Genomic DNA, 13,543 nt, shown 5'->3' with positions numbered 1-13,543 from the left:
TTTTGGACTTACCGTATTCGTGTGAGGCCGCGCCAAGTGCGTTGGAGCGGCGGGGCCTAGTTGGAGCGGTGGCACGTCACGCGTCACTTGGTGCGGAACGGTTTTGGGCCGTGCACCGTATCTGGACCGCGCCGGGGCCGATCCCGCTGCGCGGGAGGCATCCATGATCCGCACAACGATATTGATCCTGCTCGGTACCCTGACGGTCGCGGGGGGCGTTCTCGGCTCTTCCTCAGCCGCCCTGGCCGATCCGCCCTGGGCTCGCGGCGAGCGTGGCTTCCGGCACGGCGGTCCCCCGCCCTGGGCGCCCGCCCACGGATATCGTCGTCACCGGGACTTCGGCGGGTACGGCCGCAGGGATGTGCGGGTGATCGAGGGCCGTCGCTTCGGCGGGTATCGCTACGGCTACTAGCGCCACCGACGACAGACCCGCGCCTCGTCAGCCGGCCCAGGCTCCGAACCACCTGGGCCACCTGGACCGTCGATCCCGGCCACGCCGCAGCACTTCGGAACCCTCATGACCCTCGTCCGCGCACTCGTCTTCGCCGTTGCCGCATTAGCGGCGCATGGCGCCCTGGCGCAGGCGGTCATCGAGCCTCAGGCGACAGAGGAGAGCGCACCGCGCCCCGGGCCACCCCCGCCGCTGCCGGAACTGTCCGACCCGAACGGACGAACCGGCGAGCCGCTGAACGAGCCCGGCGAACGGTCCGAGATCCCGAAGACGTTGCGCGGGTCCGGGTCCAAGGCCGGCGGCCCGGCCAACGACCTCAACCCGGGCGGCCGGCCGGAAGCACCGATCCCACCGAAGGGCGACCTCGGCCGGGTCATCGCCGGCAAGGAACTGTTCCACGGCAATTACTGCGGGAAGGGACAGCGCGGCGAGGGCCTGCCCCCGACCGACGACCTCGACGCCGCCTGCATGCGCCACGATGCCTGCTACGACACGGCCGGGTACAACTCCTGCGCGTGCGACGCGACGCTGAAGCGTGACGCATCGGCCGTCTCGGACAGCCCGAATGTGAGTCTGGAGGTCCGGCGCAGAGCCCTCAGCGTAATCGAGGCCGCGGGCGCGATGGACTGCCGCGCCCCGTGATCCCGAGCCCGCACCCTACGCCGCAGAGCAAAGGCCAAGGCGGTGGTCGAGGATGGTCCGGGGGGGATCCTAGAGGCCCGCGAAGCCCAGCGCCCCTGCGTCCTGCGCAAGGCTTTCGACGAGGACGTTGCGCGCCCGGCTGACCCGACTCTTCACGGTGCCGACTTGGCAGCCGAGACGGATCGCGGCCTCCTCGTAGGTGAAGCCCCCTGCGCCGACCAAGAGGAGGGCTTGCCGCTGCGGCAAGGGCAGCGTGCCGATCAGGTTCATTACCGACCCGAGGGCGACCGCATGCTCCTGATCCGGAGCCGCCGTCAAGGTGCTCGCATGGACACCGTCGGCGTCCTCGACCTCCCGCTTGGCCTTGCGGATCTCGCTGTAGAACTGGTTGCGCAGGATCGTGAAGGTCCAGGCGGTGAAGTTGCTACCCGGTGCGAACCGCGCCTGATTCGACCACGCGCGGACCAGCGTCTCCTGCACGAGGTCGTCGGCGCGCGCCTCGTTCGCGCAGAGCGACATGGCGAAGGTCCGCAGCATTGGCAGGGCGCGAATGAGGTCGTCGCGAAACGTCGCGGCGAGCCGCTCGCCGGAGCGTGCCAGCCCGGCCTCGAACCGCCCGACCAGATCCGACAGCTTCTCCGGGAGGGGCATCTGTTCGGCCAGGACGAAGTAGTCCTGTAAGGGACCCTTGAGGTGCGACGTGAGGTCTGCCGTGCGGTTGCCGTCGCCGACGGATTCGGCCGTCAGCTTGGCGCTGCGCGAGGGATCGGTCACTGTTGGGCTTCTCCACGCAACGGCCAAGCTAATCTGGAATGCATTTAATTTCGATGTTCATCGAAATAAGGCGTCATGATGAAGGCTGACGAGGCCTTGGCGGTTCTCTCGACCCTCGCGCAGGACGCCCGTCTTAGCGGCTTCCGCGTGCTTCAGCGGCGGCTGCCCGACGGCATGACTGCGGGTCCTCTCGCCGCGGCGGCCAAATGCGCGCCCTCGACGCTGACCTTCCACATGCAGCACCTCGCCGGCGCCGGCCTCGTCCGCACGCACCGGCAGGCCCGGTCGGTCATCTACGTCGCAGTTCCCGGGACCGTGAGGGGACTGACCGTCTTTCCGACGCGCGAATGCTGCCAGGACCGACCGGAACGCTGCGGGCTTCCGGCAGCCGAGGGGGAGGCCCCGGGCAAAAGCCGGTGCGGAACGCCCCTGGCGGATCATGCCTCGACGCAGGCGGCGGGCGCGACGCGGTCCTGATCCCGCCGAACGCCCGCCACTTCGGGGGTTCAGGCACGTTCGACGCCGCCGCCGCCTTAACCCGCGCGGCACACGCGCCCGCCACCTGCGTGACGGCCTGGCGGCGAGCGCCGAGCGGTTGGCCGACGCGCAGAGGAGAACCCGACTCCTGCCTCCCCCGAATTCGGGCTTATGGGTCGACTGCGCCGGATCACCCGGGGATTAAAGGAGCCCGTGCGGCACGTGGACGGCGCCAACGACCTTCCCGTAATTCGCAAATTCCTCGCCCCCGCGGAGGTCGACGGGCACTCTGTCCGGCCGTTCGAGGCGGGCCAGCACCTCCCCGGCCGCGACACCGGCGGCCGGAAGAGCGGGCATCACGCATCGGCGCCCTTCGCCGCGGTCGGCTCGGAGGCCGGTCGGGGTACGAGGCCGACCATCAGCATGCCGACGACCATGGCGGCCACGAACGTCGCGGCCCGGGTCGGCACCAGCGTGAGGATGGTCAAGGCGGGTCCGGGGCACAGTCCCGCCAGACCCCAGCCGAGACCGAAGATCGCGGCCCCGGCGATCAGACGCGCGTCGAGGTCACGGCGCGTCGGGATGTCGAGCCTCGGCGCGAAGACCGGCCGCCCGCGGCGCTTGGCGACGTGGTAGCCGACGGCCGACACCGTGACGGCACCTGCCATGACGAGGGCGAGGCTCGGGTCCCAGCGTCCGGTCACGTCGAGGAAGGCGAGGACCTTGGCCGGATTGGCCATGCCGGAGACTAGGAGGCCGAGGCCGAACAGCAGGCCGACGGCGAATGCGCAGACCGTTCTGGCCATGGTTCAGGCTCCCACGAGGTGGCGCGTGACGAAGACGGTCAGCATGGCGACGGCCATGAAGGTGCCGGTCGCGATCAGCGAGCGGGGCGAGCCGCGGCCGATGCCGCAGACGCCGTGGCCGCTCGTACATCCGGCCCCGAGGCGCGCGCCGAACCCGACCAGCAGGCCCGCAACGGCCAAGAGCGGGAACGCGGCGTCGACCGTCACCGGCGGCAGGCTTCCGCCCAAGCCGGCATAGGCGAGCGGCGCCAGCACCAGTCCTCCCAGGAAGGCGACGCGCCAGCCGGTCCCGTCCGGGGGCAAGGCCAGCAGACCGCCGAGGATGCCGCTGATGCCGGCGATGCGTCCGTTGAGGAGCAGGAACAGCGCCGCCGCGGTGCCGATCATGACGCCGCCGAGAACGGCACTGAGGGGTGTGAACCCGTCCATGGTGATCGCTCCCGAATTTCGCTCTGAACGGTCCGGCCCGGTCCGCGGGCGGAGCCTGGACCGATCCAGCACCGGCTCGCTCCCGCGGCCGGGCGCAAAAACATTAGAGATCACTGATTTAGAGAAATCTAATGTTTTGGCAAGGTCCGCCTGGATCGGCAGACCCCCTCCTGGCGAACGCGACGGGAAGAAGGCTCGTCCCCGCGATCGCCGAGATGGCATCCCGCCGGGGCGGGCTGAGCCTGCGCCTCGGCGATCGTCCGGACTGCCCGGGGCTCGAGGCGGAGATCCTTCGCGGGCGCGGCCGTCAGGCGAGGTCCGGACAAAAGATGTCCTTGAGGGTCGCCAGGATGCGGGCGGTCCGGGGATCCTCGAGCCTGTAGTGGAGCGTCTGGCTCTCCCGCCGGAACGCGACCAGCCCATCCTCCCGGAGCTTGGCGAGGTGCTGCGAGAGCGCCGACTGGCTGAGTTCGACCGCCTCTGCGAGGCGCGTGACGTCCATCTCTCCGCGGGCGATGAGCAGGCAGAGGACGAGCAGGCGCTTCTCGTTGGCGAGGAGGCGGAGCAGGCGCGCAGCGTCGCCGGCCTTGTCCTGGAGGCGCATCAGTTCATTCGGCGTCGCGGCGTCCATCGGCCCCTGATCCCACAGTGTCGGACACCGCTTATTTAGGCGACCCTAATATAATGTCAGCGGGTCGCCACGCCGCGGCCGAAAGACGCTGCTGCAGCGTTGGCCGCCGCAGCGAAGCGCGTTCAGGCCGGAACCCGACCGTCGGGCGTATAGCGGTCGACCGCCTGTGGGAGTTCTCGGGAGAGCCGCGCGAGCAGCTCCTCGCGCGACAGCCCCGTGCGCTGCGTCAGGGCCGCCAGAACGTCTGGACCGATGGCCTGCTCCAGGTGCGGCGGTGTGATCTCCTGGTTGGGGCCTTGGCTGACCCAGGACTGCGCCGCCGCCCCGTGACCGGCCTGTTGGAAACGCTCCAGCATCTCGGCCAGGCCGCTGTTCAGAAACCCGCCCGGGTCCGCGCCGCGCTGGTTGCCCATGAGGCCGCCGAGAAGACCCCCGAGGCCGCCACCGGATGCCGGTGCGGGGCCGGCGGGCGCGGGAGTGCCCTGTCCTGCGCCGCCGAGCAATTCGGCGAGCTTGTCCCTGTTCTGGTAGCCGGCCAGGGCGAGCAGGCCCAGGAGCGCCGTCATGGAGGGGAAGCCATCACGCATCGATCGTCTCCACCTTTGGGCGGCGGGGTCGAGGGCGTCCGCCGCGGGAACCGCTTGTCCCAACGCACGGGTGTGCCAACAGATGCGCTCTGGAGTGTGTCCCGAGGAGCCATCGTCACAACCCGCGATGATGTCGATCCCCCGCGCCGGTGCGCCCGTCGACGCGTCCCCGCGTCCGGCGGACCGCTGTTCGCTGAGCAGCCCGTCGATCCCCGCCGCCACGTCGCTTCGGCGCCGGGCTGCGGGGTCTCCGCGAAAGAGCCATCGGGCTCCGTGCCGACCTTGCGCAGGCGGCCTCGCGGTGTTGACGCAACACCCCTCGCAGCGGACCGCGCACGTCGATCGGCGCGCCGCCCTCATCCCAGCAGCGGCGGCAGGCGCGGGTTGCCGGAACCGCCGATCGATGCGATAGGCCGCGCCGGGTGCGCGATCCGGAGGTCGGATCGGCAGGTCTCTGCGCGGGTCGGGCCGCCCGCGGCTGAAGGCCTGTGCGCGTGCCCTCACTCCTTCGCCGACCCCTCTCGTCCCTGCGCGGCCTGCTGACGAGCGCCGCTGGCGGCGGCCTCGTCCTCATGGCGAGCGCCGCGCTGGCATTGGCCGTCGCCAACTCGCCGCTCGCCGACACCTATTTCGCCGCGCTGAAAGCCCATGTCGGTCCGCTTTCGGTGCTGCATTGGGTCAACGACGGCCTGATGGCCGTGTTCTTCCTGCTCGTCGGCCTGGAGATCAAACGCGAGCTGCTCGACGGGCGCCTGCGCACCTGGCCGGACCGCATCCTGCCGGGCGTCGCCGCGCTGGGCGGCATGATCCTGCCCGCCCTCGTCTATGCCGCGGTCAACCGGCATTCCCCCGAAACCCTGCGGGGCTGGGCCATCCCGGCCGCCACCGACATCGCCTTCGCGCTCGGCATCCTGGCTCTGCTCGGCCCGCGGGTGCCGGTGTCGCTCAAGGTGTTCCTGACCGCGCTCGCCATCATCGACGACCTCGGTGCAGTGCTCATCATTGCCCTGTTCTACACCGCCGACCTGTCGCTGCCGATGCTCGGCGGTGCGGCCGCGACCCTGGCGGCGCTGTACGGGCTGAACAAGGCGGGGGTCAGCCGGCTTTGGCCGTACCTCGCCCTCGGCACCGTGCTGTGGGTCTTCGTGCTCCTGTCCGGCGTGCACGCGACCATCGCGGGCGTTCTGCTCGCCCTGACGATCCCGCTCCGGCTGAGTGTCGGCAAACCGGACGATCCGACCTCGCCGCTGCACATCCTCGAACACGCCGTCAGCCCGTGGACGGCGTTCCTGATCCTGCCGGTGTTCGGGTTTGCCAATGCCGGCGTGTCCTTCGCCGCGTTCAGGCCGGCGATGCTCCTCGACCCGGTGACGCTGGGCGTGGCGCTCGGCCTGTTCCTCGGCAAGCAACTCGGCGTGTTCGGCTTCGTGCTCGCGACCGTGCGCCTCGGGTGGGCACAGCGTCCAACCGGCGCGACGTGGCCGCAGATCTACGGCGTTGCCCTGCTCTGCGGGGTCGGCTTCACGATGAGCCTGTTCATCGGACTGCTCGCCTTCGCGCAGCAGCCGGAGCTGGAGGCCGAGACCAAGGTTGGCGTGCTGTTCGGCTCCCTCGCCTGCATGGCGGCGGGGGCTCTGGTGCTGCGCCTCGCCCCAGCTCCGTCGTCGCGCCGCTGAGCCTAGACCGGCCGGCGCGGCTCCGATGGGCCGCGCCGCAGCTGTTCGGCGTCACCCGGACCGCGGCACAATGCGCGTGGACAGTGGCGGGACCATCAGGGTCATCGGATACCCAGCCCGCATCATCGAGCTGAGCCGGGTCGAATGCGGGGCGCTCGTCCCACCCGATCGACCTCGGTCTAAATCATGCCATGCCGATCGCGGTGTGCCCCTGCAGCGGAATGATCTTGTAGGGACGTGGTGCGCAGGCGGCGATCGTGGTCGTGTTGCATCAGCTGGCTGGATGGCCGTGGATCGGCAGATTGATTTGATTGCTTGGATCGACCCATATTTCGCCCATCATCCGCACGGCGCTCTTGCCACCCTTGTGCGGAACCGTAAAGTTCATCTCCGGAATCGACCACTGGATCGACTTACGATAGTCGAATTGCCTTCTCACGTCATCCAGATAATCCTGGGTAACAATTTTATACGGCATCCGCCCGATCTCGAACGACTCGAGCGTGTAAAACATATCGTCGGACACGGCTACCTTGTTGAGGATTATGACCTGCGGCCGGAGTGGACATTCTTCCAGCAATCGAAAAAGATGTTCGTCGCTGTATTGTAGGGATCCTGAGCAAAATAAAACGTCGCAGGCATCGATAGCGCTGATATCTTCTGAGTAGCTGAGATTGCTATCTTCCGGCTTGAGCCTGCGAGAGCCCTCCGCGCAGACTGCAGGCACATCGACAACCTGCCATTTTAGGTCCCGCGGAAAATCCATGACGCTGCGATAAGCATAGTATTTCGCGCCGACATGGCCGCCGAAATCCACAACCGACCTGAGTTTGCCTTCGGTTGCAATTCTCTGCAGTGCATACAGCACCGGCCAGTCGAAGAGATGTACATCTCTGAACAAATCTAGATTGAATTCAACGATCTCAGGGCTGTCATAGTGCGCCCTTTTTGATTTCGATAGAAAATTCTCCGCTTCCACGCGCGATTGAAACTTGCCCCACCGCTGTTGGTGGCTCGATCGAAGAATTCGTCTCAGCTTCGATGATTTTTTAAATCTGTCGACTTTTAAAAATTCCCGAATTTTGCGCAGTCGACCGATGGAGGTTGATGAGTTGCGAGAATTTGATTTTGCTGTCTTCATAGTTCCTCAGGTTCGAATATTTGACAGAATTCATATTGCAGCCCGTTTCTCATTTGCTCCAATTGAATTTGGCAAAGCAGATCCCTTCTTATGATGGACATACACTATATATCGCAATCATCACAAATTGCGTGATGTGCGAAATTGCGCATCTTCGGGCCATGCAAGCCTCCGTTCGGATTGAAATTTTCGAAGGCGCTCCGGCCTTGCCCCGGACGCGTCTGCATCCMGGTCCAAGCAGAACCAGAACGGACTCTAATGATGAGCGGCGACAAACAGGGTTAGGATCGATCCAGAGGGCACGGTCACCGCTGGCCGACGAGGGCGCCCGGGATCCAAGTGACATCGAGGAAGCCGCCAACCTTCCGACCTTCGTGGTCGCGACACGTGATGCATCAGGGCATGTCGGGAGGGCGCGAGGGCCAAGTTCGGCGCGGGCGCCTTCATCCTGAGGATACCGGCTCCCTTGGCGGCCGAGGGTTCGGGACGCTTTCTCCAAGGCGGACGGTCCGTTTGCGCGGGAAACCGAACGTGCGCCGCCCCGTAGTGCAGTCCGGCGCGCCCCCGGTGACCCGTCGAGTGACCAAGCTGGCGCCGTCGCGCACCGGCCTGTCGGCCGGCGGAAACGCCTCTTCGAGCGGTCCGTGACACGATGGCGCCTGAGCGGGCGAACGCTGCCAGAACAAATGATCAATGTATACTGGTAAATAAACCAGGCCGGGCCGGCGCATCGGAGCCGTCTCTGCGGCGGTCAGAGCCGTCACTCTCTTCTATTCTGCGCCGCGCCATGCGCATAAGCGGGATCTTGCTGCGGCACAAAGCCTAGCTTATCATTTGGAAACACTTCAGAAAACAAAAACAAACCGTTCAGAAGGAACGATGGTGACATCGTATTGTTCGATAAGTCAATGCGGATGCTGATACCGGCATCTGCGATCCGAGCCATGGAGAGCCATTCGATGAGGACGAAGATCGGCGTCGCCACCCTGGCCGTGCTGGCCAGCCTTGCCGCCCCGGCTGCCCAGGCGGCCGAGACGGTCCATGCCGGCAAGGCCATGGACGCTTTGCGGGCCGGCACCCTTCCGGTGTCCTACAGCCAGTTCCGTGGCGGCTGGCACCGTGGCGGCTTCGGCGGCTGGCGGGGCGGATACGGCGGGTACGGCTATCGCCGGGGTCCCGGCGTCGGCGCCGCGGTCGGCGCAGGCCTTCTCGGCTTTGCGGCCGGCACGGTGATCGGCTCGGCGGCCGCCAGCAACGCGGCGCGGCCCGTCGCGGTCTATGAGACCCCCGCCCCGGTCGTGTACGCGCGTCCGGTCGCCGTGCGCGGCTCGTCCTACTGCGCCGCACGCTACGGCTCCTACGACCCGGCCTCGGGCACGTACCTCGGCTACGACGGGTTCCGGCATCCCTGTCCGTAAGCACGGCGCGGTCGCCTGATCTCAGGCCCCGGTCGCTCGCCAGCGGCCGGGGCTTCTTCTTTGATCAGAGGCCAGAGCCGGCGCGTCGCGGCATCCCTGGGCGTCGGGACGCGGTGAGCCGCCGGGACGATTCGGCATCGTCCCGTCGAGGCCGGCGGCGTGCGATGCGGCCAAGCCGGCCCCTTCATGCCCGGGGTCAGGCGGCCCGCCGCTCGACCACGACCGTGTCGACGATCTTGGTGTCCTCGTAGAGCCACTTGGCCAGGGCACCCGCGACCATCGCACCGGCGATGGGGGCCAGCCAGAACAGCCAGAGCTGCATCACGTACTCTCCGCCGGCGAACAGGGCGACGCCGGTCGAGCGGGCCGGGTTCACCGAGGTGTTGGTCACGGGGATCGAGACGAGGTGGATCAGCACTAGAGCGAACCCGATGGGGATGCCGGCGAAGCCGCTCGCCGCGCCCTTCGAGGTCGAGCCGATGATGATCATCAGGAAGAAGAAGGTCGTCAGAACCTCGGTGGCGAGGCAGGCGCCAAGGCCGAACTTACCGGGGCTGAGATCTCCGTAGCCGTTGGAGGCGAAGCCCTTCGCGACCCAACCCGCCTTGCCCGAGGCGATCAGATAGAGGGCGCCAGCCGCCACGATGGCGCCGACGAGCTGGGCGAGGATGTAGGGGACGACGTGCCTGTTGGCACACCGGCCGGAGGCCCAGAGCCCGAGGGTGACGGCCGGGTTGAAGTGGCCGCCGGAGATGTGGCCGACCGCGTAGGCCATGCTGAGCACCGTCAGGCCGAAGGCCAGGGCGACGCCGACGAACCCGATGCCGAGTTCGGGGAAGGCTGCCGACAGCACGGCGGCGCCGCAGCCGCCGAAGGTGAGCCAGAAGGTGCCGAAGAACTCGGCGGCCGCGCGGCGTCTCAGGTCATGGTTCATGATCATCCTCCTTCGGGACCATCTCTGGGGCTCGCATCATCGGCAGCTTTTCATCGGGAGCATTCGCGGGGTGTCGTCGGAGCCCGCGCCGATACGGATTGCGGTGACGACGGGTGACGGGACTGCAGCCTCCCGAGGTCCGGTAGCGCCGTCGTGGCGTTCGGGAGCACCCGTCAGGCCTCCCCGAGTTCGGCAGCGAGCCGGTCTCGGGCTCTGCTGACCCGGCTCTTCACCGTGCCGGGCGGGCAACCGATCCGCGCCGCGGCGGCCTCGTAGGACAGGTCCTCGACCGCGACGAGGAGCAGCGTTTCCCGCTGAGCCGGTTCGAGCCGGCCGAGAGCCTCCTGCACGTCCTGCACGACGAGCCGGTGCTCCTGATCGGCGAGACTCGACAGCCCGGCCGCGTGCGCACCATCCGGGTCGGGAACCTCCCGCCGGTGCTTCTTCCGGTCGTTGAGGTGCCCGTTGCGCAGGATCGTGAAAAGCCACGCCTTCAAGGCCGTGCCGGGCCGGTAGCTGGTACGGTGCTCCCAGGCCTTGAGCAGCGTGTACTGCACGAGGTCGTCGCTCTCGATGGCGTTGCGGGTCAGCGACAGCGCGAACCGGCGCAGATGCGGCACCACCGCGACCAGTTCGGCCGCGAAGCCGTGGCCCGATCGCATCTTGGCTGCGTCCAGCGCCTCCGACAGACGCCAGAGGGAGCCGGCCAACGGAGATTCCTCATCGGGCGGCGAGACGCCCCGGTAGTAATTCCGTAGACCTCGCCCGAGTTCAGCGCGCGTGAATGAGATCACGGCGCCGTGTGCGGCGGGCGAACGAAACTGTTCGGCGACATGCGGCACGGGGTAGGCTCACCATCATCCTGAGGGCAGCCCCTGGGACCATCCGTCGGTCCCGTGGGCTCGGTGAGCATCAATCTTTGGTCGCAGATCCCCGCGTCAATGATACGTGCGTACTGGGATCTTAACATAAATTTTGGAACCGCCTTGTGCGCAACCCGTTTGTGCCCCGCTGCCGATCGGGCAGTGAACGCACGAGTGGGTAGAGCGAGCCGTGACCGCAGGCGTCGACAGGCATGAACTCCGGCAGATCATCGCCGGCCTCAGCGAGGGCGTGATCCTGGTCGAGCCCGACCAGACCATCGCGTATGCCAACGAGGCCGCCCTCGCGATGCATGGGGCCAGCAGCATGGACGAACTCGGGCCGACGGTGGATGCCTACCGAGAGCGCTTCTGCCTGCGCTACCGCAACAACGTCACACCCAACCAGTACCCCATCGAGCGCGTCGTCGCCGGCGAGCGCTTCCACGACGTCGTCGTCGAGGTGCGGCGGGCCGACAAGCCCGACATCGACTTCGTGCACTCGCTGCGCAGCCTGGTCGCCACCGACCACGCGGGGAAGCCGAGTTGCCTCGCGCTGATCCTGAAGGACGTGACCGACCAGTTCGAGGCCGAGGACCGCTTCGAGGCGACCTTCAACGCCAACCCGGCTCCCGCCGTGATCACGCGGCTGTCGGACCTGCGCCACGTCAAGGTGAACACCGGATTCCTGGAGATGACCGGGTTCACCCGCGACGCCATGATCGGGCGCAGCGTCTACGAGGTCGACGTGCTGGCCGACGCGCGCAACCGCGACCTCGCCATCTCCCGGCTGAAGGCAGGCGGGACGATCCCGCAGATGGAGGCGTGCCTGCGCCTGCCGGATGGGGGCACCCGCTTCGTCATCGTGGCGGGCCAGCCCATCGAGATGGGCGACGAGCCATGCATGCTCTTCACCTTCGCCGATCTCGAGCTGCGTCGGAAGGCGGAGACGGCGCTCCGGCAAAGCGAGGCGCGCTTCGCCAAGGCCTTCCGCCTGACGCCGGTCCCGACCGTGCTGGCCCGGGGCGAGGACTTCCACGTCACGGGGGTCAACGAAGCCTTCACCCGGGTCTTCGGCCTGGGCGAGGACAAGGTCCTCGGGCGCAGTCTGACCGAGTCCGGCCTCTGGGTGAGCGACCGGCAACGGACCGATTTCGAGGTCGCCCTGGAGCGGAACGGGTACGTCCTCGGCGCCGAGGTCTGCCTGCGCCACGAGGACGGGGCGAACCTCGACTGCCTCGTCTCGGCGGAGCGCATCGAGATCGACCAGGATCCCTGCGTGCTGCTCGTGATGCAGGACATCACCGAGCGCAAGCACACCGAACGGGAGCTGTTCGACGCCATCGAGACGGTGATGGCCGACACGTCCTGGTTCAGCCGCGGCCTCATCGAGAAACTCGCCAACCTGCGCAGACCGGATGCCGGCCGGGCGGACGCCTCGGCCGTGAACCTGACGGTGYGCGAGCGCCAGATCCTGAACCTCATCTGCTCGGGCCTGGACGACGCGGCCATCGCTCGCAAGCTCGACCTGTCACGTAACACCGTGCGCAATCATGGCGCCGCACTCTACCGCAAGATCGGCGCTCACAAACGCTCGGAAGCCGTCGTCTGGGGACGGGAAAACGGATTTCCCCTGCATGTCTCGGGAACAAAATGATCAAGATACCGGTATGGATTGCTCATTGAAGTCAGGGACGGATTGATCATCTCATCTTCGGTGCAGGGTTTTCTCGAACACGACGGAGTGCCCATGACCGAAGACACGAGTTCCACTTCCACCGACCACCTCAAGGGCTCGGTCAAGGAAGCCCTCGGCAAGCTCACCGGCGACATCCGGGTCGAGGCCGAGGGGCGACGGCAGAAGCGCGAGGCCCGCGCCGCCAAGTCCGTCGCGACCCCGCCCGCCAAGCCGCGCGGAGACTGACGCGATTTCGACCGGCGCCCCGATGCGGTGGCGCCGTCCCACACAACCATCACGCGAGGAGAACGACATGGTCGATACGGATCGGATCACGGGCGCCGCCAAGGAAATCGGCGGCAAGGTCCAGGGCACGGTGGGCGACCTCACCGGCTCGAAGAAGGACTCGGTCGAGGGCCGCGCCCGCGAGGCCGCCGGCCACGCCGAGAACCTCTACGGCCAGGCCAAGGACACCGTGCGCGATGCCGCCGAGCACGTCGCCGACACCGCCCGCGATATCGGCGGCCGGATTCGCGACACCGTGGGCGGCTTCGTCGGCTCCGACGACGTCGAGGACCGCGCCCGCCGCGCCCAGGGCGCCGCCGAGGATCACTTCGACCGCGCCCGCCGGTCCGTGCGCCGGGCGGCGGACGACGCCTCCGACTACGCCGAGGATGCCTACGCGCGCGGTGCCCGTGCCCTGCGCCATGGCAACGGCAGTGTGAGCGGCCAAGTCGCCGAGTACCCGCTCGCCTCCCTGCTGATCGCCGGCGCCGTCGGCTTCGGCCTCGGCCTGCTCGTCAACGCCACCCGCGACTGAGCCGCCGAACCGCGACCTCGAACGACCCAAGATCCGGAGTAAAAGTGTGACCATCCAGACGACCGCTTCCCCCCTCGCAACGACAGCCGCGCAGGCCGACACACGCGCCGTGCTGCTCAACCAGATCTCGTGGGGTGCCATCTTCGCCGGCGCCGTCACCGCCCTGGTGACCCAGGTCATCGTCAACCTCGTCGGCGTCGGCGTCGGCCTGGCCTCGGT

General features: G+C 67.7%; 17 protein-coding genes and 1 pseudogene. 9 read left to right on the top strand and 9 right to left on the bottom strand.

From position 1 onward, the window contains the following. The first annotated feature begins 163 nt into the window (after positions 1-163). Together AC1DXK_RS16915 and AC1DXK_RS16910 are read left to right on the top strand one after the other, a co-directional pair. Complete coding sequence (locus tag AC1DXK_RS16915; RefSeq protein WP_457108267.1) at positions 164-412, top strand: hypothetical protein; 249 nt, start codon at positions 164-166, stop codon at positions 410-412. 105 nt (positions 413-517) lie between these two features. Next, entirely contained in the window at positions 518-1,093 is a 576-nt protein-coding gene (locus AC1DXK_RS16910; RefSeq protein ID WP_457108268.1) for a hypothetical protein, read from the top strand. A 69-nt stretch (positions 1,094-1,162) separates the two neighbouring features. Here the strand turns inward: AC1DXK_RS16910 and AC1DXK_RS16905 are convergent, their stop codons facing one another. After that, a complete protein-coding gene (locus AC1DXK_RS16905; protein WP_457108269.1) occupies positions 1,163-1,867 on the bottom strand; it encodes a sigma-70 family RNA polymerase sigma factor in 705 nt (234 codons plus the stop codon). Between the two features lie 75 nt (positions 1,868-1,942). Here AC1DXK_RS16905 and AC1DXK_RS16900 point away from each other — a divergent pair, with 75 nt between their 5' ends. Further along, positions 1,943-2,344: an ArsR/SmtB family transcription factor gene (locus AC1DXK_RS16900; RefSeq protein ID WP_457108270.1), complete on the top strand. Its 402-nt coding sequence runs from the start codon at positions 1,943-1,945 to the stop codon at positions 2,342-2,344. 356 nt (positions 2,345-2,700) lie between these two features. Here the strand turns inward: AC1DXK_RS16900 and AC1DXK_RS16895 are convergent, their stop codons facing one another. The 4 genes from AC1DXK_RS16895 to AC1DXK_RS16880 all read right to left on the bottom strand — a co-directional run bounded on the left by AC1DXK_RS16895 (position 2,701) and on the right by AC1DXK_RS16880 (position 4,797). Next, entirely contained in the window at positions 2,701-3,150 is a 450-nt protein-coding gene (locus AC1DXK_RS16895) for a DUF6691 family protein (protein WP_457108271.1), read from the bottom strand. A gap of 3 nt (positions 3,151-3,153) precedes the next feature. Beyond that, positions 3,154-3,579 carry a YeeE/YedE family protein gene (locus tag AC1DXK_RS16890; protein WP_457108272.1) on the bottom strand — a complete coding sequence of 142 codons (426 nt, stop codon included), beginning with the start codon at positions 3,577-3,579 and terminating at the stop codon, positions 3,154-3,156. A 307-nt stretch (positions 3,580-3,886) separates the two neighbouring features. Continuing rightward, entirely contained in the window at positions 3,887-4,210 is a 324-nt protein-coding gene (locus AC1DXK_RS16885; protein ID WP_457108273.1) for an ArsR/SmtB family transcription factor, read from the bottom strand. A gap of 122 nt (positions 4,211-4,332) precedes the next feature. Continuing rightward, on the bottom strand, positions 4,333-4,797 hold the full coding sequence (locus AC1DXK_RS16880; RefSeq protein ID WP_457108274.1) for a YidB family protein: 465 nt from the start codon (positions 4,795-4,797) through the stop codon (positions 4,333-4,335). 494 nt (positions 4,798-5,291) lie between these two features. Here AC1DXK_RS16880 and nhaA point away from each other — a divergent pair, with 494 nt between their 5' ends. Then, complete coding sequence (nhaA, locus tag AC1DXK_RS16875) at positions 5,292-6,473, top strand: Na+/H+ antiporter NhaA (RefSeq protein ID WP_457108275.1); 1,182 nt, start codon at positions 5,292-5,294, stop codon at positions 6,471-6,473. A 271-nt stretch (positions 6,474-6,744) separates the two neighbouring features. Here nhaA and AC1DXK_RS16870 read toward each other — a convergent pair whose 3' ends face one another. Together AC1DXK_RS16870 and AC1DXK_RS16865 are read right to left on the bottom strand one after the other, a co-directional pair. Further along, positions 6,745-7,614 carry a methyltransferase, TIGR04325 family gene (locus tag AC1DXK_RS16870; RefSeq protein ID WP_457108276.1) on the bottom strand — a complete coding sequence of 290 codons (870 nt, stop codon included), beginning with the start codon at positions 7,612-7,614 and terminating at the stop codon, positions 6,745-6,747. A 760-nt stretch (positions 7,615-8,374) separates the two neighbouring features. Continuing rightward, a complete protein-coding gene (locus tag AC1DXK_RS16865) occupies positions 8,375-8,560 on the bottom strand; it encodes a hypothetical protein (RefSeq protein WP_457108277.1) in 186 nt (61 codons plus the stop codon). Between the two features lie 13 nt (positions 8,561-8,573). Here AC1DXK_RS16865 and AC1DXK_RS16860 point away from each other — a divergent pair, with 13 nt between their 5' ends. Then, positions 8,574-9,032: a BA14K family protein gene (locus tag AC1DXK_RS16860; protein ID WP_457108278.1), complete on the top strand. Its 459-nt coding sequence runs from the start codon at positions 8,574-8,576 to the stop codon at positions 9,030-9,032. Between the two features lie 196 nt (positions 9,033-9,228). Here the strand turns inward: AC1DXK_RS16860 and aqpZ are convergent, their stop codons facing one another. Both aqpZ and AC1DXK_RS16850 read right to left on the bottom strand, forming a co-directional pair. Beyond that, positions 9,229-9,966, bottom strand: coding sequence for an aquaporin Z (gene aqpZ / locus AC1DXK_RS16855; RefSeq protein ID WP_457108279.1), 738 nt, complete (start codon positions 9,964-9,966; stop codon positions 9,229-9,231). 173 nt (positions 9,967-10,139) lie between these two features. Continuing rightward, complete coding sequence (locus tag AC1DXK_RS16850; protein ID WP_477298403.1) at positions 10,140-10,676, bottom strand: sigma-70 family RNA polymerase sigma factor; 537 nt, start codon at positions 10,674-10,676, stop codon at positions 10,140-10,142. A gap of 343 nt (positions 10,677-11,019) precedes the next feature. On the opposite strand from AC1DXK_RS16850, the gene AC1DXK_RS16845 reads away from it, so the two are divergent. The 4 genes and pseudogenes from AC1DXK_RS16845 to AC1DXK_RS16830 form a co-directional block, all read left to right on the top strand. Beyond that, positions 11,020-12,483 carry a helix-turn-helix transcriptional regulator gene (locus AC1DXK_RS16845; protein WP_477298401.1) on the top strand — a complete coding sequence of 488 codons (1,464 nt, stop codon included), beginning with the start codon at positions 11,020-11,022 and terminating at the stop codon, positions 12,481-12,483. Positions 12,484-12,576: 93 nt separating this feature from the next. Continuing rightward, positions 12,577-12,750, top strand: a complete 174-nt coding sequence (locus AC1DXK_RS16840) for a CsbD family protein (protein ID WP_457108282.1) — start codon at positions 12,577-12,579, stop codon at positions 12,748-12,750. A gap of 67 nt (positions 12,751-12,817) precedes the next feature. Next, positions 12,818-13,324 (top strand): CsbD family protein, encoded by a 507-nt coding sequence (locus tag AC1DXK_RS16835; RefSeq protein ID WP_457108283.1) that lies wholly within the window; start codon positions 12,818-12,820, stop codon positions 13,322-13,324. 46 nt (positions 13,325-13,370) lie between these two features. Next, positions 13,371-13,543, top strand: a pseudogene (locus AC1DXK_RS16830) (PhnA-like protein); the annotation flags it as partial.

This window comes from Methylobacterium sp. P3_A11, assembly GCF_056403155.1.
The sequence above is the reverse complement of the archived record's forward strand: the minus strand, read 5'-3'. Positions and strand labels throughout refer to the sequence as shown.

Bases quoted from the DNA above. Each gene is read 5' to 3' on its own strand.
- AC1DXK_RS16915 (WP_457108267.1), top strand. From the start codon at position 164: ATGATCCGCACAACGATATTGATCCTGCTCGGTACCCTGACGGTCGCG.
- AC1DXK_RS16910 (WP_457108268.1), top strand. From the start codon at position 518: ATGACCCTCGTCCGCGCACTCGTCTTCGCCGTTGCCGCATTAGCGGCG.
- AC1DXK_RS16900 (WP_457108270.1), top strand. From the start codon at position 1,943: ATGATGAAGGCTGACGAGGCCTTGGCGGTTCTCTCGACCCTCGCGCAG.
- AC1DXK_RS16895 (WP_457108271.1), bottom strand. From the start codon at position 3,150: ATGGCCAGAACGGTCTGCGCATTCGCCGTCGGCCTGCTGTTCGGCCTC.
- AC1DXK_RS16890 (WP_457108272.1), bottom strand. From the start codon at position 3,579: ATGGACGGGTTCACACCCCTCAGTGCCGTTCTCGGCGGCGTCATGATC.
- AC1DXK_RS16885 (WP_457108273.1), bottom strand. From the start codon at position 4,210: ATGGACGCCGCGACGCCGAATGAACTGATGCGCCTCCAGGACAAGGCC.
- AC1DXK_RS16880 (WP_457108274.1), bottom strand. From the start codon at position 4,797: ATGCGTGATGGCTTCCCCTCCATGACGGCGCTCCTGGGCCTGCTCGCC.
- AC1DXK_RS16870 (WP_457108276.1), bottom strand. From the start codon at position 7,614: ATGAAGACAGCAAAATCAAATTCTCGCAACTCATCAACCTCCATCGGT.
- AC1DXK_RS16865 (WP_457108277.1), bottom strand. From the start codon at position 8,560: ATGGCTCGGATCGCAGATGCCGGTATCAGCATCCGCATTGACTTATCG.
- AC1DXK_RS16860 (WP_457108278.1), top strand. From the start codon at position 8,574: ATGAGGACGAAGATCGGCGTCGCCACCCTGGCCGTGCTGGCCAGCCTT.
- aqpZ (WP_457108279.1), bottom strand. From the start codon at position 9,966: ATGAACCATGACCTGAGACGCCGCGCGGCCGCCGAGTTCTTCGGCACC.
- AC1DXK_RS16840 (WP_457108282.1), top strand. From the start codon at position 12,577: ATGACCGAAGACACGAGTTCCACTTCCACCGACCACCTCAAGGGCTCG.
- AC1DXK_RS16835 (WP_457108283.1), top strand. From the start codon at position 12,818: ATGGTCGATACGGATCGGATCACGGGCGCCGCCAAGGAAATCGGCGGC.